The organism is Thermostilla marina (assembly GCF_054657455.1).
Window position 1 is genome coordinate 2,486,888 of record NZ_BAAHYR010000001.1, and the last position, 23,060, is coordinate 2,509,947.

Genomic DNA, 23,060 nt, shown 5'->3' on the forward strand with positions numbered 1-23,060 from the left:
TGTTACGTCTGCAAAGAGCCGGTGGGACAGGCTACCATGTCGGTCGCAGAAAACAGCCGGAAACTCGTTGCAACCACGGCGACTTGATCGCCCGGGTGCACGCAGCGGATACACTCGGGTACGGCAGTCGTCTCACGGGACATCGAACAACGACGGCGACCGATGGCGAATTCGATGTGAAAAAAACCGTTTGCGTCCTCGACGCGGACGACGGTTCCTGTGCCTAAGGAGACACCCTCGTTCATTGGTGGGGCATTCGATTTCGGGTACAAGATCAAGTGGTGACGGGCTATGGCCATGATAACGGACGTGTCGGCAGTCGGCCCGTGAGGGAGATGTCGCTTGGGAATCGTCACTCTCATAAGCCCCTCGTAGGCCGAGAACACACCGCCCTCATCCGTCCTGTGCCACATTCCGTGAAACAATTCGATGCCTAACGGACTGATCATTGAGAACACGAACGGGTCGGCGGGGGAGGCGGCAAGCTCTGAACGCGTTCCGGCCTGGACCACCCGGCCTTCCCGCAACACGGCCATGTGCTCGCCCAAACGGCCGGCTGCTTCTCGGTCATGGGTGACGCACACGATCGTTTGGCCCGTGCGGCGGTGATGATCGCGAACGACATCCATAAGCGGATCGCGTAGTACGATGTCCAAGTGCTTGAACGGTTCGTCGAGCAGCAGACAACTTACCGGTTGGAGCAGCACCTGGGCCAATCCGACGCGTTGCCGCTGACCACCGGAAAGTTCGTGCGGATACCGATCGAGATACTGTTCGACCTTGCAGGCCGTCGCGATCTCGGCGACTCGAGTGCGAATTTCGTCCGATGGAACCCGTCGCCAGTAGAGCGGTTTGACGAGGTTTTGGCGGACGGTCCATTGCGGTAATAGGCCGTCGCCTTGCGGAAGGTACGCGATCGAACGCTCAACGGGCGGAATTTCGCAAACGGGACGTGAATCCAATCGGACACACCCCGCATCGGGCACGATTAGACCGGCGACAAGACGAAGCAACGTCGTCTTCCCGCTACCGGTGGGACCGACGACCGTCCAGAAGCTCCCACGGCGGATGGTCAACGACACGTCGGCAAGCGCGGCCGCTTGCGACGCGTAGTGCTTTGTGACGTTGCAAACATGAATGTCCATGGGAGTGAGGCGATGAAGGGACGCAGCCGAGAGTAGGGCCGCGATAACTATTTGCCCGCGAAGATGCGCTCTCTTGGTTGTTACGGCGATGAATCGGAATCCGCGTCGTGGCGGTGCCTGGCAATCTGGCCTTCGACCATGTAGATCACGTCTTCGGCAATGTTCGTCGACAAATCGGCCAATCGTTCCAGGTTACGGGCGATCGCGACGACTTTGAACAGCGGAACGACCGACTCAGGGGTTTCTGCCATCATCTGTTCAGCGCGTCGCCGAATCGAATGTTTCAGTTCATTGACTTCGTCGTCGCGACGGCAGACTTCGCGGGCCAGTTGCGTGTTCATGTTCACGAGGCAATCGAGAGCATCACGGAGCATGGCACGCACCTTGCTCCACATGCCTTCCAGGTCGAACGGGACGCTGAAATTCGGCACCTCGCACAAGGCGCGGGCCTTGTGGGCAATGTTTACCGCCAGGTCGCCCATGCGTTCCAGGTCGTTGTTGATTTTCAATGCCGCCACGATGAACCGCAAATCGACAGCGACCGGCTGGTAGAGTGCCAAGATCTTCAGACACTCTTCCTCGATTTCAACTTCCCGCCGATCGATCAGGTTGTCGTTGGATTCCACCTTCTCTGCCAATGCGGCATCGCGATCGACGACGGCACGTACCGCCGATTCGATTTGCTCTTCGACGATTCCGCACAAACTCAGCAGGCTTTGTTTGAGACCGGCGACGGCATGATGAAAGTGTGAACTCACCGTAGATTCCTTTCGGCCCAAAGTGGGGGACTCAATCCACATCGGCATTGTGTGCCGGCTGCAAGCATCGGTCAATTCTCGGTTGAAGTTCCTGGTCGTATCATCATGGTCCTTTTTGGTTTGTTCTTCGTGAGAAAATCGCTCGGATCTTGTTTGGTTTGACTGGATCGCCGTGATGGCATGCTGGGGACATCTTTCATGGCAAGTCGCCTTTTTGTGTTGTGTTGTTGTGCGCAGGTGATGTCGTCTTGTCGGGTGTGACGTGGCAGTATGGAGAGGGTGCGGTGGATGGGGTAACTGAAAAGGGATTGTGGGCTTCTCAATGTTGTACGCGCTCCGCGCGGTCGAGGAACCGATCAGTTAACGTGTGGGAGCCGTTCTCCGTCTGATCAGAGGGATTTCGTGGTGACGGAGACAGCTTTGGAAAATTCAGTCGTCGTTTTCCCGTGATACAGGGGGGTCACTCGATGCATGGAGGTTTTTGGAAGGCCTTAACAGGCGCGTTCGTTGTCGGAGCGGGGATCACCCTTGCCGGTAACGCCGTAGGTCAACAATTGATCGGTGTCGGAGATCCGGCTTATATCGTTGCCGATCAGAATCAAGCCGTGGCGACAAGCATGGCCGAGGATGATCTGGCTCAGCGGGTTGCCGACTTGGAAGCGGCTTTGAAGGGGATTCAAGACAAAGAAGCCGCCGCCAAGAAAAGCGCAGCCGGTAAGATGTCGGTCAGCGCCGGCGGGCGTATTTACACCGACGCCGTGTGGTTTGGGCAGGGCGCCTCGAGCATCGCTGCCTTCGGTGATGCCCAGGACACTGTCTATTTCCGAACCGCCCGAATCTTCTTGAAGGGCGACGGGTTCGACCAGTTCGGCTACAAGATCCAGATGGATTTTGCCGGACGCGATTCCAATTCCGAGCAGCTCACCAAGTTCAAAGATGTTTACATCAGTATCAAGGAGCTGCCGCTTGCCGATCAACTGAAGATCGGTCACTTCAAGGAACCGTTCAGCTTGGAAGAACTGACGAGCTCGCGGTTCATCACCTTCATGGAGCGAGGTTTGCCGGCCGTCTTCTCGCCGAGTCGAAACATCGGTATTGCCGCCTACCGCCACAGCGAAAATGAACGCATGACCTTTGCTTTGGGTGGTTTCCGCACAATGCAGGACGACCCGCCCTATGCGTCCGATGACGACGGCGGTTACGCGTTCACGATGCGTGCCACATGGCTGCCCTGGTACGACGCCGCAACGAACGGCCGAGGGCTGCTGCATGTCGGCTTGGGTTACAGCTATCGCGACGTTGACGACCCGACGCAACGCATCCGACAACGCCCGGAAGTCGGTGTCGGACCCCGTGTTGTCGATACCGGTGCGATCGCGAACGTCGATGACATTCAACTACTCAATCCGGAAATCGCCTTCGTGTACGGTCCGTTCTCGGTGCAGGCGGAGTACATCGCGGCCTTCTACGATACGGCTGCGGGAACCGGCGATTTCCACGGTGCGTACGTGTATGCGAGCTACTTCCTGACCGGTGAAAACCGCGTGTACAAGCGGACGGAAGGTCACTTCGATCGGGTCAAACCGTTCGAGAACTTCTTCCGGGTATGCACTTGTGACGGCCAACCCGCCACCGGTCGTGGTGCTTGGGAAGTCGCGTACCGGTATTCGTGGTTGGATTTGGACGATGCGGATATCGGCGTCCTCGGCGGTACCGCTTCGGACCACACGATCGGTTTGAACTGGTACATGAACCCCTATACCCGCCTGATGTTCAACTACGTGCACTCGCAAGTCGGGACGGCCGGCAACGGCACCGATGCCGACTTGAACATCTTCGAGATGCGTGCTCAGATCGACTTCTAAGAAGAATGACCCGGCGGCCGGCCCTCGAGCGGGGCCGGCCGATTTTCCCCAAGCGATAATCTGCACGTTGGAAGGCGTGCAAATGTTTGAACGGAGGTGTTGACCATGAAGTTCGTCCGGATGTCGCTTGCCTTGGCGATTGCTCTGGCGATGGGCCAGTTCGCCTCGGCGGATATCGGTTGCCTGGGGGCGCCGAACCATTGTGCCGAATGCGGCCGCAATGCTCCGTGCCAGAAGAAAGTGTGCCGTATTGAGTGTGGTACAAAAACGATCACCAAGCACTGCTGGTGCGTGGAAGAAGAGGACATGTGCACGATGCTGCCGCGGCTGGGTGATCCGTGCAAGTCCTCGTGCACGGCATGCGGCGAGCCGGGATGCGGCGAGGTCGGCTGCGAGGCCGGCTGCTCCAACGGCTGCGAGAAGTGCGGCGGTTTGCGTCAGCTCGGTTGCAAGCCCGACAAGATCGTTCCGCCGAAGCCCGGTCGCGCACGAACCACGCGGCGTTTGGTGAAGAAAGAGTACACGATCGAGGTGCCCGTCTATAAGACGGTCGTCGAATATGTGTGCGGCGCGTGCGGTGCCGAAGAAGCCGCTCCCGTCGAAGAAAAGGCGCCGACCCAAGCGGCTCCCGAGCCGGCTCCCTTGCCGAAGGCTCCGGAACCCGCTGATCAAGCCATGAATCTGGCTCCTCTCCCTCCGCTGTAATGGCGGTCGTTGTGGCTTTGCCGCGACGAAAAAAGGAGGTTCTCTCCAACGACTGCAACAAAACGTGACCGAGCCGGGCCGGTCGAGATAACGGAATCTCGACCGGCCGCTTTTCTGCGCAGTTACCGTAAATCAATTTCCGCGCGGCGAGGCAGCGAGGGTTGGGCGCCTTTTCGAGTAACGGAAATGGAAGCCGCCTTGACCGCAAAGCGAACGGCATCGTCCAACGCCGATCCTTCGGCGAGGGCGACGGCAAGGGCGCCGTTGAAGGCGTCCCCGGCAGCGGTCGTATCAACCGCTTGGACGTGCGGGGCGGGAACGGTCCCTTCGACTTGCCCGCGCAACATGGCCCCATCCGCACCTCGCGTCACGATCAACTGCCGTACGCCGCGACTCAATATCGAGTCGACAGCCTCATCGAGTGCGGACGTTTCGACTCCGGCCGCAGCGGCCATTTGGAGGGTTTCGACCTCGTTGGGGGTCAGGATATCGACGTTCCTAAGAAGCGCGGGCTCGGCCCAGTCGGGAATCGTCGGAGCGGGATTGAAGATCGTGGTCAGGCCGCATGCTTTGGCCCGTGCCAAGGCGACGGCGACGGCGTCGGCGCAAAGCTCACCGCAAGCCAGGAAGACGCCGTTTGCCGGGAATACCTCGTCAGGAAGCGACTGGACAAATGAGATATCGAGACATAGGTTGGCACCCGACGCGACGGCGATCATGTTTTCGCCGTGCTCGTCGACGAGGATTACGGCGACGCCCGTGGCGGTATCGGGAATCGTTCGTACATGGCGACAATCCAGATTTTCTTGCTGGAGTGCTCGGAGAGCGGCAAGGCCGTTGTCGTCATCGCCGACGCATCCGAGAAACACGACTGGTGCAAGGGCGAGTCGGGCGGCCGCTACTGCCTGATTGGCCCCCTTGCCCCCGAAACTGCGATAAAATGCACCGCCAAGGACGGTTTCGCCCGGGGAAGGGAGACGCGGCGCTTGCACCGTCAGATCGACGTTGACGGATCCGAGTACGACAACCGGTTGCATGACAAACTCCACAGGCAAGGATCAACGTGGCGATGTCGCAACAGCGACGAACGAGCGGACCGTTGTCGAAATGGTACTTCGCCGGCCGTTGAGTCGCAACGAGCGGCGGCTCGGCGTGCCGCAAAGGGACCTATTTGCCGATGCAGAATCGGCTGAAGATCCGATCGAGGAGTTCGTCAGTGTAGACGGCGCCGACGATTTCTCCGAGTTGATCGAGAGCCACGCGCAGTTCGGCCGCGATGAGTTCTTCGGCTGGAGAGTCATCGGCCAGTCGCAATGCCTCGGTGAGGGCACGCCGAGCTTCCAGTAACGCCTTTCGGCATCGTGCCGCCGTCGCGGGAACCAACGCCGAGGAATCGGCGCTTTCCGTCAGACGGCGGGCGATCAGCCGACGAAGGTTTACGAGGCTGGCGGGCTGGTGAATACTGACTTTGAGATCGTGTTCCGGCAGCACCGGTACCGCCGGAAGATCGGCCTTCGTCACGATAGTCACGACCGGCTTGCGCGAAGAAATGGATAGCGCGGCCTGCCCGGGAGCCGACCCGTCGATGCAGCGCACGATCAGGTCGGCCGTTTTCAACAGGTGTTGAAGTTGTCGTCCGGTAGCTTCGGCGATCGAATCGGCTGCGGCTTCGTCGTGGCCGGCGGTGTCGATCAATCGAAAGAGGACCCCGCCTTCGCGGCATTCAGTTTCGAGGAAATCACGTGTCGTACCCGGTACGTTCGCGACGATTGCCGAAGCATTTTTCGACAAGGCGTTGAACAGGCTGCTCTTGCCCGCATTGGGAGCACCGGTCAAGACGACCAAGAAAGTGTCGTCCGTCCGGGTTTCGTCGCGAAAGGCGCGTGCAAGATCGTCCAGGATCGTGATTCCGTCGGCGAGCGAACGACGGAGGCGATCCGCGTCGAGGAATGGTAGGTGCTCGTCGGCAAAGTCGAATCCGAGTTCGAGTTCGGCGGACAGGTCCAGTAGTCGATCGCGAAGGGCGTACAGCGGTGCGAACGCCCGGCCCGATAGTTGGCGAAGGGCTGTTTCCATTTCCGACTTCGTGTCGGCTTCGATCACGCCCAGCACGGCTTCGGCCTGTGGTAAGTCGATGCGACCGGCGCGGAAAGCGCGGAAGGTAAACTCGCCTCGTTCGGCCGGCCGGGCGCCCGCGCGGAAAACCGCCTCGAGCAGTGATCCGAGGATGACCGGCGAGCCACAGGTATGAAGTTCGACGGTCTGATCACCGGTATAGCTTCGCCCCTGCGGCCAATAGAACACGTGGCACGGGACAGGACCGAGTTCACCTGCGACGATGTCGACGGCCGGCCACACTCGGGGGTGTTCAGGCGGCAAGGCGCAGCAGGGAGCGTCGGCGCGAGCATTGTGGTCCGACTGAGCATACAACTGACGCACGATTTCCCACGCCCGCGGCCCGCAGATTCGTATCAGACCGCGCCCGGCGCTGCCCCGAGCCGAAGAGATGGCCGCGATCGTGTCGTCAACCGTGTAGGTCATGGAAGGGATCGACGGAAATCATCACAACCGGCTGGGTGGGAGATTCGCGAAAATCAGCGCTTGCGGTGCTTTTTCTTGCGCTGTGGTTTCGAGGTGTCCTGTCGACCTTGCGGCGAGGCGATCTCGTCGAGCCATTTCGCGATCTTTTGAACGGTCGGATTGGATTTGCCGTCGACCTTGGCTCGCGGGGCCTTCGTTCCCGATCGTTTGCCCGCGGATTCGACCGGCGAAGTTGCCGGTTTTTTCTCGCTTGTCTTGTCGGGGGCTTTGGGGAGCAGTTTCCGTTCCGCCATGCCCCAGGCACTTGAGGCGATAAAGTACAAGCAAAGTCCCGAAGCCACTTTGTAGAACAAGATGCCCATGAAAATCATCATGAAGGTCATCATCCGCTGTTGCATCTGGGCCTGTTCATCGGCCGGCGGCGGCATCATGACCTTTTGTTGCCACAGGAAGAAGGCGATCGTGACGATCGGCAACAGGTTGAAATACGGTCCCAAACCGAACAATCCTTGGCCTTGGTTGAACCAGTCGGGCCAGAGGAAGCTCCAATTGAACAACATGTCGGGGGCGGCCAGATTCGAACACCACCGAATCGCTTCAGAGAACAACGGAGATTGGCGAAGCTCGACGTCGATGGCCAACGCCTTGTAAAGCCCGAAGAAAATCGGGATTTGAATGAACATCACCAGACAACCGGAAAAGGGATTGAAGTTGTGCTTGCGCCACAACTCCTGCATGGCCCGGTTGCGCTCCTCCATGTCTTTGTACGTTTCTTGAATCCGTTTGATTTCAGGTTGTAATTCCCGTTGTTTGATCATGTTGAGAGTTTGCTTGCGGCTGATCGGGAACATACAGCCGCGGACGAGCACGGTCAGCAGAATGATGGCCAGTCCGTAGTTGAACACAAAGTAATCGTGGAAGAAGTGCAACAGCCGGCTCATCGGTTGGGCGACAAACCAGAACCAGCCGTACTGAACCAGACCGTTCAAGTCGTATGCCGCAAGCAGGTCCTCTCGTTTGGGACCGATGAACACCCGGTAGCTGTGCGCAAACGTCTCCCCGGGGGCAAGCTCTTTGGAAATGCTCGTCAAACGGCAGGAAGTGTCCGTGAGGTGGAGCAGCTTCTTGTTCGCCGGTCCCACCTGTAAAGGTTGGGCCTCCGTAAACCATACGTCTTCCGGCGTTTTCTTTTGCGGCAACAAAATCGCCGAGAAGTATTGCGCGTCGACTCCGATCGCAGTGAGATGATCGACGTCGTCTTTCCAGGGAACACCCCAATCGTTCTTGGCGATCTTGTGACACGAGAGCAGTTGCGGCGTCGAATCGCCGAGCTTGAATGCTATGTCGCGCAAACCGACGGCTCCCCAACTGTTGCTCATTTTGCGGGCGTACCAATAACCTTCCGTGGGCAGGCCCGTCGGACCGTCGAGCTGATAGGCCACGGTGTGCTTGCGGCTGTCGAGATTGTGAATTTCGATATCAAGCGTCAGGTGATAGTCGCCGTGATCCCCGTCGTCGCGATCTTCGACCGCCACCGACGCCAACCGGTATCGCTTAAGCATGACGAGCTTCGCCTTGGGAAAGTAGGCGGCAAACACAGCTTCGTCACGCGGTTCGGGGGGCATTGCCGGAGAAGAAGTCGGCCAGGTCGAAGGATCGTCGGGATCGGCGTCACCGCTGAGCAAATACCAATTCGCATGGCGCAGATCGACACCGGCAAGTTCGACGTCCAGGTCCGGCTGAGGGAGCGTAATGTCGGCGGGAATATCTGCATTTGGCTCGGAGTTCTTTTGCGCAGCCTCCCGGATCGATTGCTGTAACTTTAGAAGGTTTTGGTCGTCGATCTCGGCAAGGGTGGTCAGGAACGACAACGGGTCGTTGCCCTCGGGACGAATGACCGAGAGCGGTCGGCGGCGAAGAACGGCCGTCGTCTCCAATTCCTTACCGTCTCGTCGGTAACGGATGGTAACCTCTTGGCCGGGGATCGTTTTCCGTAGGATTGCGTCGAGGGACGATCGCCCCACCACTTTCTGGTTGTCGACCGAGACGATCACATCACCCGGTCGCAATCCCGCATCGGCCGCAGGGGTGCCGGGGCCGACTACGCGCACCCGGAATCCGTTGCTGCGGACATCATCGTCGTCTCCCAATTCTCCCAGGTAGCCGCTTCGGTCTTCCAAATCGAGATATTTTCGGCTCGAAAACTCGACCCGTTCCACAGCCGCCCCCCGGCTGGTGAGTGTCACGAGCATTCGATACGGCCCGTTCGTTTCGAGGGAGCCGAGCGTGATTATCGCCTCGGGAGCAGGCGGAAGTTCGGGAGAAGGCTGCGACTCGCCGGATTCTGCCGCGTCGGGACTATCGGATACCTCCGGCGGTTCGCCCGTTTCCCCTGACGATGCGTCGGTGCTGTCGCCGGCAACCGCATCCGGCTGATCACCCGGTTCAGTCGTTTCCGTTTCGGTGGCGACGGTTTGTGGTTGTTCCTTGGGCGGGAAAAATTGCGCCAGGATGTACGGGTAGATGAGCATCAAGGCCATCATGATGCCCAAAAACGTGAAATATCGCGGTCCGAAGGTGGACCGGTCGTCTTCCATCAAATTTCGCATGGTCGTATCGTCGAATCGAGTTGCGAACTGCGACCGCCGGCCGCAGAAAATGGGATCCAGTTACCAATAATTAGAGGGCATCTGAATGCCGAAGCATAATCGGCCTCCGATACCCGACTTGTTGCGCCGTTCGGCGTGCCGCCGATGCCGGAAATGCCTCCTGGGCAAATCTACCACACCAAGGAGTGATCCCTGAGAGCGTTGCGCCGATTGCAACAATCCCCCCATTTTCCGAGATTCGGCGTAACATGCAATGCCGACCGGGGTTCCGACGCTGATTCTCGGAGAGAAGACGCGCAGGAGCACGTTTGATCCGGGACTACTGGCCCAGGCGGAGACGGTCCCCCAGATAGTTGTCCAATTCGGGAGTGGCGTAGATTTTTCGGGCGGTTTCTTGAAAGTCGTATTCCACGCGACGGAACTCGACCGTCTTTCCATCGTAGATGACATAGCATGCGCGGGGGTCTTCGTCCCGCGGCTGACCGACTGAGCCGACGTTGATCATCAGTTTTCCGTTGTCGGTGATGTCGAACCGGTAATCGACCTCGTCCGGGCTGATGAATTGGCGATCCTCGGTGAAAATGCCGGGTACATGCGTGTGTCCCTGGAACGAACATCGCTCGATCAGGGAAAACAACTTATCCATCTTGGTTTGTTCGTAGATGTGCTCCGGAAAAACGTATTCGTTGAGCGGGTTGCGTGGGGAACCGTGAACGTAGATATCGGGACCTTCACGGTGAATGCGAGGCAACTCCCCCAGGAAATCCCACCGTCGGAAGGCCGTAGCGGAGCCGTCCGTCGGATTTTCGAGCCGTTCGCGAGTCCAAAAAATCGCCCGTTCTGCTGCCTGATTGAAACCTTCCGGGTCGAACAGCGCACCTTGGTCGTGATTGCCCAACAGGCAGACCTTACATTTCATGACCATGTCGATGCATTCGCCCGGGTTCGGCCCGTAGCCGACGATATCGCCTAAACAATAGACCTCCTCGACGCCTTGTTCTCGAATGTCGTTGAATACCGCCGTAAGCGCTTCGAGATTGGCGTGGATGTCGCTAATGATTGCTCGCTTGACCATATATGACGGTACCGTCGCTGGGGGTTGTCAAAACAGAAAAAACACTCCTTCAGTCTCAAAGAACCCGGCCGTGCCCTACCCCCTGTCGGGGTGCGTGCCACATGACAGCGGGCCGGTGATCGCGAAGGAGCGATTTGCGTCTGATTGCAGTAAGTTCTTTGATAGTTTATGCTTGTGAATTTCAACGGTCAAGTTGCGCCGGGCGCATGCTCAGCAAACGACGGCGCAAGGCAAACTGGCACGTCAGTCTTTCCAACTTTCCAAATATCGGAAGGAGAGCGGTGGTGCGCATTCTCGCGGTCGAAACATCCCATAAATTGGGGGATTTGGCGGCGTTCCACGGAGGAGCGTGTATTGCTCACCGTCCGCTGCCGCCGGAGAAAAAAACGACCGCTGCTTTCGCGACCGAATTGGAAGCGTTGCTTCGTGAAGCGGGATGGAAGCCCGATGATGTTGCGGGAATCGCGGTAGGAATCGGTCCCGGATCGTTTACCGGTGTACGAATTGGGATCGTTCTGGCGAAGGCGTTTGCCTATGCCGCCGGTGCCCAGGTGGTGGGGATCGATTCGCGGGACGGGTTGGCTGCCACAATTGGTCCCCAAAAGGCGGGACTGTGTGTGCTGGTGGATGCCCAACGTGGTGATGTCGTCGGGCGTCGTTACCGCTGGAACACTCAAGCCGAGCAGTGGGATGCTGTCGAGGACATTCCTTTGACTCCTTTCTCCCACGTTTTGGTTTCGCTTGCAAACGACGAAACAATCGCTTGCCCAAGCGCCGAACGCTTTCAAAAACGTGACACTCGGGGATTGAACTGGCTTCCAGCGGAGGCTGCCCGTCCCTCGGCGGTCGGGGTAGGGCGTCTCGCCGTCCCCCGGTTTGCCGCCGGGGATGTCGATTCCCTGTGGACACTCGCGCCGCTTTATCATCGTCCCAGCGCTGCGGAAGAAAAGAGGATGGGCGATTCTTCGTGAGTGACGGCGCAAGCGTCCAACGGAGCCAAGCTTGGTTCCGAAGGTGTCATTCTGCGGCGGCGATCGTCAAAGACTCCTCGGCCGCAGCCAAGGTTCGACTTATCTCTTCCTCGCCGTGACAGGTGGAAACGAACATGGCCTCGAACTGGCTGCACGGCAGGTAAATGCCGCGATCGAGCATTGCGTGAAAGAAACGCGCGAAACGTTTTGTATTGCTCGCCGAGGCACTTTGCCAATCGGTGACGGGCGCGGCGGAAAAGAACAAGGTCAACATCGAGCCGCAGCGCGATACGAACCCCGGAGTGTTGGTTTTTGCGAGTGCTTGAGTGAACCCGTCGGCCAGCCGTTGTGCGGTTTCGTCCAGTCTTGGGTAGGGATTCTCGTCTCGCAAGGCGCGCAACGCTGCGGTACCGGCCGCCACGGCCAAGGGGTTTCCACTAAGGGTGCCGGCCTGGAAGACTTTCCCCGCGGGTAGTACGTGATCCATGATTTCCTTCCGGCCGCCGTAGGCACCGACGGGCAGCCCCCCACCGATGATTTTTCCAAGTGTGGTCAAATCGGGAGTGATGCCGAATAGTTGCTGGGCGCCCCCGTAGGCGACACGAAATCCGCTCATCACTTCGTCGAAAATAAGAACGGCACCCGAGTCGTGCGTGACATTGCGCAGGGTCGTCAAGAATTCTCGCGTTCCTGGGACACACCCCATGTTGCCGGCGACCGGTTCGACGATCACCGCGGCAATTCGGTCGCCCATCCGCCGGAAGCAATCTTCGACAGCGCTCGGATCGTTGTACGGCAGCACGATCGTATCTTTCGCCGTTCCTGTCGTGACGCCGGGCGAATTGGGGACGCCGAGCGTTGCCGCAGAACTTCCCGCGGCTACCAACAGGCTGTCGACGTGTCCGTGGTAGCAGCCTGCGAATTTCACGATCACGTCCCGACTGGTGTAACCGCGGGCCAGGCGGACGGCGCTCATCGTGGCCTCGGTCCCGGAATTCACGAGTCGTACTTTTTCGATCGAAGGGACGGCCTCGATGACCAGTTCAGCCAGCGTATTTTCGGCTTCGGTAGGGGCTCCGTAGCTGGTGCCGCGTGTCAGGGCGTCGCGCAGGGCGTCGACGATCAGCGGGTGATTGTGGCCGAGGATCATGGGGCCCCACGAGGCGACGTAGTCGATGTAACGATTCCCGTCGACGTCCGTCAGGTAGGCCCCCTGGGCGGAGGCGATCACCACGGGGTCGCCGCCGACGGCTCCGAATGCCCTCGCCGGGCTGTTCACTCCACCGGGCATCAATTCACAAGCACGGCGAAACACTTCTCGACTACGACGATATCGATCCGACGTCGCGTGCATCGGCGGAGGGCTCCTTTCCTTCGAAAACTACCGCGTTTCGGCCGACAAGAACTCGACTCTCTTCTCGGATTGCCGGTACAGGGGGATTGTACGGGCACATGGGCCCGGCGCAAAGATGCAACGGGCGGACGTCGAGCGTGCCGAATCGCATACGTCTCGATACAATGAACTTGCCGGAAGGAAATGCCGCTTCGTGTAAACCGGTCTCGTATTGCGGACGTCGATAGGGGGACGGAGATGATTCGAGTGCAACTTCCGCGATTCTTGGCCGATGTGACCGGCGGTTGTCGGGAGACGACCGTCGAGGCAACGACGCTGGAAGAGGTTTTCTCGGCTCTGGAGATTCGCTTTCCCGGCATCTTGGCAAAAATCCGGGACGGCGACACCTGGGCACCGGTGGTTGTTCCCACAATCGACGGAGTCGTCCCGCCCGATGGTCTGGCGGCTGCGGTTCCCGACGGCGCCGAGGTATGCCTTTTGCCCTCCTTCGGCGGCGGATGACAACTCGCAGAGCGCCGCGAACCGGCCGGACCGGTGCCTCGCTTGGAATTCAGCCTCCGGGTGTCCGCGGATCACGTCGGGCGCGAATCGCTTCCCATATCGCCTTCGTCGCAGGTGACGGATTCTCTTGGAACAATTGTTCGGCCATTGCCGCGGCTTCTTCCCATTTGCCGCGATCGACGAGAACAAACAGAAGTGCTTGGCGGGTTTGCGGATCTCGCGGTGCCAACCGGGCTGCCTTACGGAGTGCCGTCTCGGCGTCTTCCAGCTCCTTCAAGTGTTGAAGCATCAGTCCCAGGTTGTAGAACACGCGGGCGTTTTGCGGCATCAGGCGACTCGCCTCGCGCAACATCTCGGCCGCTTCACGCATGCGCTCGGGATTCTCGGCCAACAAAAGTCCGAGTGAGAATCTCGCTTCGCCGTTGTCCGGCGCCTTTTCAATGAGCTTTCGGAAACTCGCTTCGGCCTCGGCGTAGCGCCCTTGGCGGTAGTAGAGACGTGCCAGATTGTCCCAAGCCGGCAAGAAATTCGGATCGCGCTCGAGGGCCGCCTTTAGTTCCCGTTCTGCGTCGTTGAAACGACCCAAGTCGGCGTAAAGCAGGCTCAGGTTGTTCCGGGCCGGGAGGAAGTCGGGATCGATGCGAACAGCGTGTCGGTACTCGTCGACGGCTTTGTCGGCCTTGCCCAACGCCAGATACAAGACGGCCAAGTTGACGTGCGAACCGGCGCGATCGGCAACTTCGTTCTGTGAGACGATGTATTCGTCGATCGCCTTGTCGAGCAGACGTCGATAATGGGTGTCGAGCCGATCCCGGAAATTGACCAACCAAGGGACGGCTTCGACACGAACGGCGCGAATCGGGTCGTCCAGCAAAGGCTTCACACGATCCACATATTGCGGATCCGGCGGCAAGGAGCGTAAAGCCCTTGCGGCGGCTGCACGAACCAACGGATCTTTGTCTTCCACGGCCGAAAGAATTCCGGCTCTCGCGGCAGGCGCATCGAAGCGACTTAACAGCAACACGGCCGTTCCGCGAACTTGTCCGGCATTATCGACCGCCCGAAGCACATCGAGCAGCTTCGGGATCGCTTTCGGATCGTCTTGCTTGGCGGCGTGGAAACCGACGGCGAAGTGTTCATCGGGTTTCTTGCCGTACCATTCTTCGATCGTTCGCGCGGCCCATTCCGGTGTCTCGCCTTTGTCCGGATCCTGGTGACAGCCGTTGCAGGCGTTCGGAATGCCGAGGGCGATCGTGAGGTCGGGACGCGGTATCCGCAAGCTGTGATCGCGCCGAGGATCGACGACCATGTAGGTCGTTTCGGGCATGTGACACTCGACGCAGTGCGAACCGGGTTCGCCCGTCTTGGGGTGGTGATGGTGATTCGGTGTGTCGTACTTTGCGGGCGTGTGGCATTGGCCGCAGAGTCGATTGTCCACGTATTTCTCTCGTGGGTTATCGGGATCGGCAAACTTGATGCGTGCGGTATGCGGGTCGTGGCAATCGATACAGCGCACCCCTTTGCGATACATCAGGCTTTGGATGAATGAACCGTAGACGTAATCCTCGTCCTTGATCTGGCCGTCGTCGTAATACAGGTTGCCTTCCAGGAATTCGGCGATGTAGTGGTCGAGAAACTTGTCGCCGGGACGAAAATCGGGTGCCACGATGCGACGGCGGGAGTGGCACGGCGCACAGCTTTCGACGATTTGACGCTGGTCGGCAGGATCGAGTTCGGGAAGCCCGTACTTATAGCGACGATCCCAAAACAGGCTATTCGACTCGGCTAATTGCACGTGGATACTGCCGGGGCCGTGACACTGTTCGCACGAGACGTCGATTTCGGACCAGGTCGTGTGATAGCGGTCCGCCGCCAAGTCGTAATTCTTTTCGAGGTTCGTCGTGTGGCACTCGGCGCACATGTAGTTCCAGGTTTGGAACTCCCCGGTCCAATGCAAGGGATCCCTGGCGGGAATCGGCTCGGAGGGGTAGAGGTGAAACCATCGCTTGTTCTCGGTATCCCAGGCGATAGGCAGGCATTGTATTCGCCCATCGGGAAACGAGACCAAATACTGTTGCAGCGGCCAAATGCCGAACACATAGTCGACGCGGAAGGTCTCCAGCTTGCCTTCGGCATTGTCGGTTTCGACGTAGAACTTCCCGTTGCGGCGAAACATGCGGCTTCGCACGGCAAAGTCGGGATGGATTTTTCCTTCGTCGGCCAAGCGGCGGGCGACGTCGTCTAGTTGCTGATGGGCCGTGGTGATATCACAGGGGCGGGCGAACTGAGCCCGCCAGTCTCGAAGTTCTTCGATTTGCGCCCGGCGATCGGGTGATAATACCGACAAAATTGCCCGGCGGCTGGGTTCGCCGCTTTCGCCGGGACCGAGGATCAAATCGGCTTCTTCCGGTTCATACGGCAATAGGGAGACGGCCAAGGTTTCGTCGTCGCAGTTTTCCACGAGAAGCCGCAGTTCGTCTTCGGGCAGCTTGTGAAGATCTGCGAAGGCGATATGGATGAAATGAGCGTCGTCGAAATCGCCCAACACGGTCGATTCATCGGCGCGGTCCATCGCCATGTCGTGATCGGAGCCGTGCCACAAGTCATATTCTTGCCGATGACAGTCGATGCACTTGTCGCGGCCTACATAATGCGCTTCCAATCCGGCGGGCAGGCAAATGTACCAGTCGAGAAACACGCTGCCGCCGACAAGCAAGACAACGACACCGACAGCCGGAATCCACCATCGGCGACGGGTGAATCGACTGGCGGTGGGACGCGGATTATTCTGACGGGAAGGTGTGCGATTCTTGCCCATATCACCGTTCGAAAATCTCATAAGGGAGAATTGTCGGTCGCGTGTGCCGTGTCATCGACGTTGCGGGAAGCGAGGAATCCGCTCGAAAGCTCCAGTGTACCATCCCGCGCGTGCGGCTTCCCTAGTTGTCGTATCGCCGAAACGCCGCCGAGGGAACCGGCTTTTCCGGCAGAATCCCGTGAATCATCGGCGGCTCCGGTGAGAAGACGGCCGTGGACGCAGAAACGGCCCGCACCGGGATGGACCGGCAGGGCCGTTTTCAGGCAGGTGTGAGGTGTTTCGCCGACGCCAGCATTACCGGGATTGCTGCTGGATGGCGAATTCGCAGCAAGGGTCGCCGTCGTGGCGGCAGGCGAGTTGTTTGATCGGCGCACCCACCACCGATTCCATGATTTCCATGTCGAGGAGGCAAGCCGACCGATTTTCTTCAAACATGATGATGAACGGACAACTTCGCTGCTTGACCGTGAGTTGGCCGTCCTCTTCCTCGATGTCGACGAGGATCCCTTCTTCCCGCAGGATTTGGATCAACTGGTTGAGGCGTTCCTGCGGTTCCTCGGCGGTGATGCGGCGGGAATAGTGTTCGGCCAGCACTTCGCCGACTCGTTGGATGACCTTTTCGACCATCTCCGAGCCGCCGATATCACGAATGGCCCGCCAGATCGCGGGCATGACGATTCGCTGGTTTTTTGCGAACAACAGCAGCAAGGCCGCAGTCGTGGCCGAATAGACGTGCCGCGGACGACCGCGTCCCGGGAGCCGTTGCATCTTCCGCTCGACCAGCCCGGCGGCCACCAGCTCGTTGAGTTGCTCTGTGACGGCCGTTCGCGTGACCGAGGTGGCCTCGATCAGATCGGCTACGGTTTGGGGTGGTTTGCCGACCAGCAGCTTGATGATGCGCATCGCTGCCGGTGAAACAGCCACGTCCGACATGATGAATTCCTCTGCTTCTTAGGCGTGAAGGAAGCTACTCGTGCGGTCGGCAGCGGTGTCGTTCAAAAAAACAATGCTTTTCAGAAACCTTCGACGACACCGAAACAGCCTGCAACCCGTTTCGGACATCCCGTGTCCGAAAGCTTTTGCCGAAGCGACGGCGACGAGAAAGGCCGATTCGCTTTGGAATCCGGCCGAAAACACCGCATAAGACCGTATCGACTCGCAGCCGACTCGTTGATCCGGCTCAGGCGGACTTTCACACGCCGCGCAAAAGGGGATGAACCTTTTGCGTGCATCATCGGGACGTGACATAACCTGGAGTGCTTGGTGACGTCTGCATCAAGGACGTCACCACTATCTTCATATTTTACTGTTTCGATTGCGACAACGCAATTTCAGACGGAGGATAGCACGCCGGGCGATCGTCCGGACGCTGATCGGACGTGCTTCCGGCACACCGGCCATCGTCAACAAACGTTACGTCGCAGGTTCCGAATCAGTTCGAATCGAGCTATCGACAACAAAAAGATTACTGTGGCGATCATTGTTGTGTAGATTGTTTTCGGCTGCTCTGGCTTCGGGCGCCGAAATCACGTACAAGGCGCTCGCACCTGCCGTTGGTCGGCGCGATGTGCGGTTGGGTAGGCGTCTGCAAATCCGGCGGACATTGCACGAATCGCCGAAAAAAACGTGTAACGAAGGCCCGCTTCGAGCGTCATTCCGTGTGAGGCTGAAAAAAGCCGAACGCGATGGACCGCGGTCGCGGGAGCGACCAGCTTCACGAAGAATGTCAGAGGAGTTGATTTCATGCGAATCACGGGAACCAAAAAACGCCGGAGTTCCTTGGTCGGGCTGTTTGCCGTCGGCGGTTTGGTGGTCGCCGTCGGTTGTGCCGAGCATGGACTGCCGTCGCTGTTGAGCGGCGGCCGCACGGGCGCGTCGCTCGCCGAAACGGAGACCGGCGCAAAGGCGCAGTCCGATTCCGCGGTCAGGGAAACGTCGGGCCCGAAGGTGATTCCGGCGAGTTTGGAAGAAGGAGCATCGGTCATGAAAACGGAACAACACGAAGGAGTGATCCACGCGAACGCAGCCGATTTTGAAAAGCTCGTCTTGCAGTCGCCCAAACCGGTATTGGTCGATTTCTATGCCGATTGGTGCGGTCCCTGTCGGGCGGTGGCCCCGATCTTGGAGGAGATTGCAGCCACCACTTCCGATGTGCGCGTCGTCAAGATCAACGTGGATCACAATCCCACGCTTGCGCGGCAATTCGACGTTTCGTCCATTCCGACGTTGTTGGTCTTCGAGAACGGGCGACTCGTGCAACGACAAGTCGGATTGGCTTCGAAGGGCCAGATCTTGCGAATGTTGGGCAAGTGAGGGTGTTCTTGTCACCCGATACGAATGCGGTTTTCGGTACGAGTCGGCATCAGGCAACGCCGAGCCCCACCCGCCGCTGCTCGTCCGGCTCCCAAGGACCGCCCGCGAACCTCCCGCGGTGCCGAGGCATCACGGGAGGTTCCACTTTGGACGGGTGTTTGTGGGCCGCAAGAGACTCGGGTGAGCCCTCTTGTAAATTTCGTGTGGTTTACCGACGGCGGGATCGCGATTTCGGCTTGGTCTCTTGTTCCAGGCGATCCTTCCAGTCGGCCAGGAACTTGAGGGCATCGACAGGGGTAAGGTGGTCGATGTCCAGTTCACGGATCTGTTCGACGACCGGGTGGGGCAACATTTCGAAGAACGTCAGCTGAACCGGTTTCCCAGCCGGGTGTGCGGAGTCTTTCGCAATGTTGGGCTTACCGGATCCGTCGAGATGTTCGGCTTCGAGCCGGGCGAGAATGTCTTTTGCCCTTTCGATTACCGGCTTTGGGACCCCTGCCAGACGTGCGACGTGAATGCCGTAGCTTTTGTCGGCGGCCCCGGGGGTGATCTTGTGCAGGAAGACCACTTCGTCGGCCCATTCACGAACAGCCACGTTGTAGTTCTTGACCTTAGGCAGCAAGCGTTCCAGATCCGTCAGTTCGTGGTAATGGGTGGCGAAAAAGGTGCGGCACCCGATCCGGTCGTGGAGGTATTCGACGGCCGCCCAAGCGAGGGAAATTCCGTCGTACGTGCTCGTGCCCCGCCCGATTTCATCCAAGATGACCAAACTCTTGGACGTCGCCAGGTTCAAGATGCGAGCCGTTTCGATCATTTCCACCATGAAGGTACTGCGTCCGCGGGCGAGCTCGTCGCTGGCGCCCACGCGGGCGAAAATGCGATCGGCGGTGCCGATGACGGCTTTCCGCGCGGGGACGAAGCTGCCGATTTGGGCCATCAGTACCAAAAGTGCCGTTTGGCGGATATACGTGCTCTTCCCGGCCATGTTCGGGCCGGTGATCAGCAACACGTTCCCGTCCTCCGGTGAGCAAACGGCGTCGTTGGGAACGAACGTTCCTTCGGGTTCGGTAAGATCGAGGACGGGATGACGCCCGTCGATGATTTCAAGGACCGGTTCGTCGGTAATCTCGGGGCGGCAGTATCCTCGGTCGCGGGCCAATTCGGCCAAAGAGGCCAACGCATCGAGAACGGCGATTTGCCGTGCCGTTCGTTGAAGTTGCGACCTGTGCCGCAATACGGCGTTACGCAACTCGACGAACAGCTCGTATTCTAGCTGTTTGGCCTGTTCGTCCGCAGTGAGAACCTTGTCTTCGTACTCTTTCAGTTCCGGGGTGATATACCGTTCGGCGTTTTTCAGGGTTTGTTTGCGGACATAGGTCGACGGAACCTTGTCCCGATGGGTGTTGGTGATTTCGATATAGTAGCCGAAGACTTTGTTGTAGCCGACCTTGAGCGTAGGAATGCCTGTTCGTTCGCTTTCGGCAGCTTGATAGTTGGCGATCCATTCCTTGCCGCCGCGCGCCAGTTCTCGAAGGTTGTCGAGGTCGCTGCGGTAACCGGGGCGAATGAAACCGCCTTCGGTCGCCGCAAGCGGGCAATCGTCTTCCAGAGCGTTATCCAAGAGTTCCCGGAGATCCGGAAATACCTCGCATGCCCGGTCGATCTCTTGAAGTAGCGGAGAGGCGACGTCGTGCAGTGCCGCCTTGATATCCGGCAGCATGCGCAACGTGCGGCCCAGGTATGAAAGATCGCGCGGCGTGCAGCGGCCGGTCGTGATGCGCACGAGCAGCCGTTCGATGTCATATACGCGCCGCAGCGCCTCCCGCAAGTCGCGGCAGCGTCCTTGATCGTCGACCAGTTCGGCGACGGCTTCTTGGCGATGTCGAATTTGCTTCACGTCGATCAACGGGGCAGCCGTCCATTCGGCAAGTTGTCGCGAACCCATGGCGGTCACGGTGCGGTCGAGAACCCACAACAACGAGCCTTCGCGACGGCCCTGGCGAAGCGTCCGTGAAATCTCGAGGCTTCGCCACGTCGATTCGTCGATTTCTAAACACACCCCCGGTTGGTATCGTTCCAGCCGTTCGATGTGTTCCAGGGATGTCTTTTGGGTTTCATAAAGATAGTCGAGGATCGCTCCGGCGGCACGCACCGCCCCGCGATCAGGGCCCGATTCGTCGAAACCGAAGCCTTCCAGCCCCTTGGCCCCAAAATGTTTCGTAAGGTTCTCAATGGCAGTGGGATACGAAAACGCCCACGCGGGCCGGCGAGTGATCAACATGCCCGCCGTCTGCTGCTCGGAGAGCGGAGGGGCTTCACTGCTGATGAGGCACTCCGACGGCGCCAACCGCGTGATGTGGTCCCACACGCGATCGGTAGCGAACGTGCCCGCGAAGAATCGTCCGGTCGACAAGTCGATCCAAGCCAGTCCGACCGGCTCGTCGTCCGATAGGGCGACAAGATAGTTCGGCTCCTTCGGATCGAGGATCGCTTCGTCGGTCACCGTACCGGCGGTGACCACACGAGTAATCTCCCGGCGGACGAGCCCCTTGGCCTGTTTCGGATCTTCGACCTGGTCACACACCGCGACCCTTTTCCCGGCCGCGATGAGCTTTGCAAGATAGGTTTCGAGTTGATGATGAGGAAACCCCGCCATCGGGGTGGCATTTTCGCCCTTGTCGCGGCTGGTGAGGGCCAAATTCAGGATGCGGGCGGCTTCCTTGGCGTCGTCGTGGAACAGCTCGTAGAAGTCGCCCATGCGGAACAGGAGCATGGCATCGGGATGCGCCTGTTTCGCTTCCATATATTGTCGCATCATCGGGGTCAGATTCTCGCTCATGTACGCCATGCTAGCAGAGGGGATCGAGAATCCTCAAGAGGCGGCACGCTTCCTCTCGCGGCGGAACTCGCCATTTTGCGAGATGAAACTCCGGGATTGCTCGACTAACATGAAGCCATCGGAAGAAGCGGGATGCTCCAAGTCATAGCGTCATGTCAGCGAGGATGCACTGATGATTCGAGGATCTGCCGGCGTCGGACTGATTCTGTTGGTACTGATGCTCCACACGACGGCGGTCGGCGGCGTCGTCGATGTGCGCCGGTTCGGCGCAGTCGGGGACGGGAAAGCCGACGACACGGTAGCAATTCAGCAGGCAATCGATGCGTGCGCGAAAAACGGTGGAGGACGCGTGGAATTTCCTCCGGGGGCCTACCTTGCAGGAAGTGTGCGGTTGCAAAGCAACATTGAGATGCACTTCACCGAGGGCGCCGTACTGCTCGGAACGAACGACCTCGATGCGTATTCGGGATTCGAGAAGGCCGCTTGGGGAAAATCTCGGTGGCACCGGGGGCTGATCGTCGGCGAGGGGCTCGAGAACATCGCGTTCACCGGGAGCGGCGTCATCGACGGGGGAAATGTCCGTGATCCGCAGGGAGAGGCCGGTTTGCGCGGTCCGCACACGATCTTGCTGGCCGACTGCTCGAATGTCGAGTTAGAAGGCCTCACCATCAGAAATTCCGGCAACTACGCGTTTCTCTTTTATGCGTCGAATCACGTGCGGGTAAAGAACGCGACGTTTCAAGGGGGGTGGGACGGTGTGCACTTCCGCGGCAGTCCGGATCGGTGGAGCAAAGACGTATGCATCGAGGATTGCCGATTTTTCACCGGCGACGACTGCATCGCCGGACATTACATCGAGGACGCCCTCGTGCGACGGTGTTTCTTGAACTCGTCGTGCAACGGTGTGCGATTGATCGGGCCCGCGCGAAGGCTATCGTTTGAATCGTGTCGCTTTCAGGGACCGGGGGAGTTTGAGCATCAGACCAAGCAAAACCTGCACCGTACGAACATGCTGGCGGGAATCATCCTTCAGCCTTCCGCTTGGACGCCGACTCCGGGGCCCTTGGAAGAGGTTCGCATCGCCGACGCGACCATGGACGGTGTTTCTTGTGCGCTGCACGTTTCGATTCGAGAAGGCAACACGGCCGACGGGCTGACTGTCGAGCGGCTATCGGCGACGAACGTCTACGGTCCGGCGATTTCGTTCGAAAGTTGGGGTGAACAACCGATCGGTCGGGTAGTCGTACGCGATGTGCAGGTGAACTACACACCGGATGCGGTGATCGATCCGCGATTGGGGCGACCGCCCGAGCTGCAAGATCCGATCCGCAAACCGGGCGTGGGCGTGTGGAATCGAAAGTTGCCTGTGTGGGGGCTGTATGCCCGGCGGGTGGAAGACCTCCGGATCGACGGACTCCGATGTGCCACCACCGCCGCCGACGAATCGCGTCCGGCCGTATTGCTGCACGAGGTGGCGACGTTTCGGTTCGACGATCCGGCGAAGGCGGTACGAGCGCCGGTCGTGGAAGAATCGCCGGTCGACGGCCGCTGACTTGTCGATTGCCG

16 protein-coding genes are annotated in these 23,060 nt (G+C 59.2%); 6 read left to right on the forward strand and 10 right to left on the reverse strand.

All coding sequences use genetic code 11. The features are described from left to right. Positions 1-2: 2 nt before the first annotated feature. Together ACYQ2I_RS09140 and phoU are read right to left on the reverse strand one after the other, a co-directional pair. Complete coding sequence (locus ACYQ2I_RS09140; protein ID WP_460166704.1) at positions 3-1,145, reverse strand: ABC transporter ATP-binding protein; 1,143 nt, start codon at positions 1,143-1,145, stop codon at positions 3-5. An 80-nt stretch (positions 1,146-1,225) separates the two neighbouring features. Beyond that, positions 1,226-1,903 carry a phosphate signaling complex protein PhoU gene (gene phoU, locus ACYQ2I_RS09145; RefSeq protein ID WP_460166705.1) on the reverse strand — a complete coding sequence of 226 codons (678 nt, stop codon included), beginning with the start codon at positions 1,901-1,903 and terminating at the stop codon, positions 1,226-1,228. A 467-nt stretch (positions 1,904-2,370) separates the two neighbouring features. Here phoU and ACYQ2I_RS09150 point away from each other — a divergent pair, with 467 nt between their 5' ends. Together ACYQ2I_RS09150 and ACYQ2I_RS09155 are read left to right on the forward strand one after the other, a co-directional pair. Then, the gene (locus ACYQ2I_RS09150; protein ID WP_460166706.1) at positions 2,371-3,768 is read left to right on the forward strand and encodes an OprO/OprP family phosphate-selective porin; all 1,398 of its coding nucleotides are present in this window, start codon (positions 2,371-2,373) and stop codon (positions 3,766-3,768) included. A gap of 105 nt (positions 3,769-3,873) precedes the next feature. Then, positions 3,874-4,473 carry a hypothetical protein gene (locus tag ACYQ2I_RS09155; protein ID WP_460166707.1) on the forward strand — a complete coding sequence of 200 codons (600 nt, stop codon included), beginning with the start codon at positions 3,874-3,876 and terminating at the stop codon, positions 4,471-4,473. 122 nt (positions 4,474-4,595) lie between these two features. Here the strand turns inward: ACYQ2I_RS09155 and rbsK are convergent, their stop codons facing one another. The 4 genes from rbsK to ACYQ2I_RS09175 all read right to left on the reverse strand — a co-directional run bounded on the left by rbsK (position 4,596) and on the right by ACYQ2I_RS09175 (position 10,698). Beyond that, entirely contained in the window at positions 4,596-5,510 is a 915-nt protein-coding gene (rbsK, locus tag ACYQ2I_RS09160; RefSeq protein ID WP_460166708.1) for a ribokinase, read from the reverse strand. Between the two features lie 130 nt (positions 5,511-5,640). Next, a complete protein-coding gene (locus ACYQ2I_RS09165; RefSeq protein WP_460166709.1) occupies positions 5,641-7,014 on the reverse strand; it encodes a tRNA modification GTPase in 1,374 nt (457 codons plus the stop codon). 53 nt (positions 7,015-7,067) lie between these two features. Then, positions 7,068-9,623 (reverse strand): YidC/Oxa1 family insertase periplasmic-domain containing protein, encoded by a 2,556-nt coding sequence (locus ACYQ2I_RS09170; RefSeq protein WP_460166710.1) that lies wholly within the window; start codon positions 9,621-9,623, stop codon positions 7,068-7,070. Between the two features lie 319 nt (positions 9,624-9,942). Then, a complete protein-coding gene (locus ACYQ2I_RS09175; protein WP_460166711.1) occupies positions 9,943-10,698 on the reverse strand; it encodes a metallophosphoesterase family protein in 756 nt (251 codons plus the stop codon). Between the two features lie 281 nt (positions 10,699-10,979). Here ACYQ2I_RS09175 and tsaB point away from each other — a divergent pair, with 281 nt between their 5' ends. After that, positions 10,980-11,669, forward strand: a complete 690-nt coding sequence (gene tsaB / locus ACYQ2I_RS09180) for a tRNA (adenosine(37)-N6)-threonylcarbamoyltransferase complex dimerization subunit type 1 TsaB (RefSeq protein ID WP_460166712.1) — start codon at positions 10,980-10,982, stop codon at positions 11,667-11,669. Positions 11,670-11,715: 46 nt separating this feature from the next. On the opposite strand, the gene hemL is transcribed toward tsaB, so the two are convergent. After that, a complete protein-coding gene (hemL, locus tag ACYQ2I_RS09185; RefSeq protein ID WP_460166713.1) occupies positions 11,716-13,023 on the reverse strand; it encodes a glutamate-1-semialdehyde 2,1-aminomutase in 1,308 nt (435 codons plus the stop codon). 237 nt (positions 13,024-13,260) lie between these two features. Here hemL and ACYQ2I_RS09190 point away from each other — a divergent pair, with 237 nt between their 5' ends. Further along, positions 13,261-13,524 carry a MoaD/ThiS family protein gene (locus ACYQ2I_RS09190; RefSeq protein WP_460166714.1) on the forward strand — a complete coding sequence of 88 codons (264 nt, stop codon included), beginning with the start codon at positions 13,261-13,263 and terminating at the stop codon, positions 13,522-13,524. Between the two features lie 49 nt (positions 13,525-13,573). Here ACYQ2I_RS09190 and ACYQ2I_RS09195 read toward each other — a convergent pair whose 3' ends face one another. Next, entirely contained in the window at positions 13,574-16,363 is a 2,790-nt protein-coding gene (locus ACYQ2I_RS09195) for a tetratricopeptide repeat protein (protein WP_460166715.1), read from the reverse strand. Between the two features lie 273 nt (positions 16,364-16,636). After that, positions 16,637-17,275 (reverse strand): helix-turn-helix transcriptional regulator, encoded by a 639-nt coding sequence (locus ACYQ2I_RS09200; RefSeq protein WP_460166716.1) that lies wholly within the window; start codon positions 17,273-17,275, stop codon positions 16,637-16,639. 810 nt (positions 17,276-18,085) lie between these two features. Between ACYQ2I_RS09200 and trxA the strand changes: the two genes are divergently transcribed. Next, on the forward strand, positions 18,086-18,655 hold the full coding sequence (gene trxA, locus ACYQ2I_RS09205) for a thioredoxin (RefSeq protein WP_460166717.1): 570 nt from the start codon (positions 18,086-18,088) through the stop codon (positions 18,653-18,655). Between the two features lie 208 nt (positions 18,656-18,863). On the opposite strand, the gene mutS is transcribed toward trxA, so the two are convergent. After that, positions 18,864-21,482, reverse strand: coding sequence for a DNA mismatch repair protein MutS (gene mutS, locus ACYQ2I_RS09210; RefSeq protein WP_460168409.1), 2,619 nt, complete (start codon positions 21,480-21,482; stop codon positions 18,864-18,866). 184 nt (positions 21,483-21,666) lie between these two features. On the opposite strand from mutS, the gene ACYQ2I_RS09215 reads away from it, so the two are divergent. Then, positions 21,667-23,046: a glycoside hydrolase family 28 protein gene (locus ACYQ2I_RS09215; protein WP_460166718.1), complete on the forward strand. Its 1,380-nt coding sequence runs from the start codon at positions 21,667-21,669 to the stop codon at positions 23,044-23,046. The last annotated feature ends 14 nt before the right edge of the window (positions 23,047-23,060 follow it).

Coding starts and splice junctions, on each gene's coding strand:
- ACYQ2I_RS09140 (WP_460166704.1), bottom strand. CDS start 1,145: ATGGACATTCATGTTTGCAACGTCACAAAGCACTACGCGTCGCAAGCG.
- ACYQ2I_RS09150 (WP_460166706.1), top strand. CDS start 2,371: ATGCATGGAGGTTTTTGGAAGGCCTTAACAGGCGCGTTCGTTGTCGGA.
- ACYQ2I_RS09155 (WP_460166707.1), top strand. CDS start 3,874: ATGAAGTTCGTCCGGATGTCGCTTGCCTTGGCGATTGCTCTGGCGATG.
- rbsK (WP_460166708.1), bottom strand. CDS start 5,510: ATGCAACCGGTTGTCGTACTCGGATCCGTCAACGTCGATCTGACGGTG.
- ACYQ2I_RS09165 (WP_460166709.1), bottom strand. CDS start 7,014: ATGACCTACACGGTTGACGACACGATCGCGGCCATCTCTTCGGCTCGG.
- ACYQ2I_RS09170 (WP_460166710.1), bottom strand. CDS start 9,623: ATGCGAAATTTGATGGAAGACGACCGGTCCACCTTCGGACCGCGATAT.
- ACYQ2I_RS09175 (WP_460166711.1), bottom strand. CDS start 10,698: ATGGTCAAGCGAGCAATCATTAGCGACATCCACGCCAATCTCGAAGCG.
- hemL (WP_460166713.1), bottom strand. CDS start 13,023: ATGCACGCGACGTCGGATCGATATCGTCGTAGTCGAGAAGTGTTTCGC.
- ACYQ2I_RS09190 (WP_460166714.1), top strand. CDS start 13,261: ATGATTCGAGTGCAACTTCCGCGATTCTTGGCCGATGTGACCGGCGGT.
- ACYQ2I_RS09195 (WP_460166715.1), bottom strand. CDS start 16,363: ATGAGATTTTCGAACGGTGATATGGGCAAGAATCGCACACCTTCCCGT.
- ACYQ2I_RS09200 (WP_460166716.1), bottom strand. CDS start 17,275: ATGTCGGACGTGGCTGTTTCACCGGCAGCGATGCGCATCATCAAGCTG.
- trxA (WP_460166717.1), top strand. CDS start 18,086: ATGCGAATCACGGGAACCAAAAAACGCCGGAGTTCCTTGGTCGGGCTG.
- ACYQ2I_RS09215 (WP_460166718.1), top strand. CDS start 21,667: ATGATTCGAGGATCTGCCGGCGTCGGACTGATTCTGTTGGTACTGATG.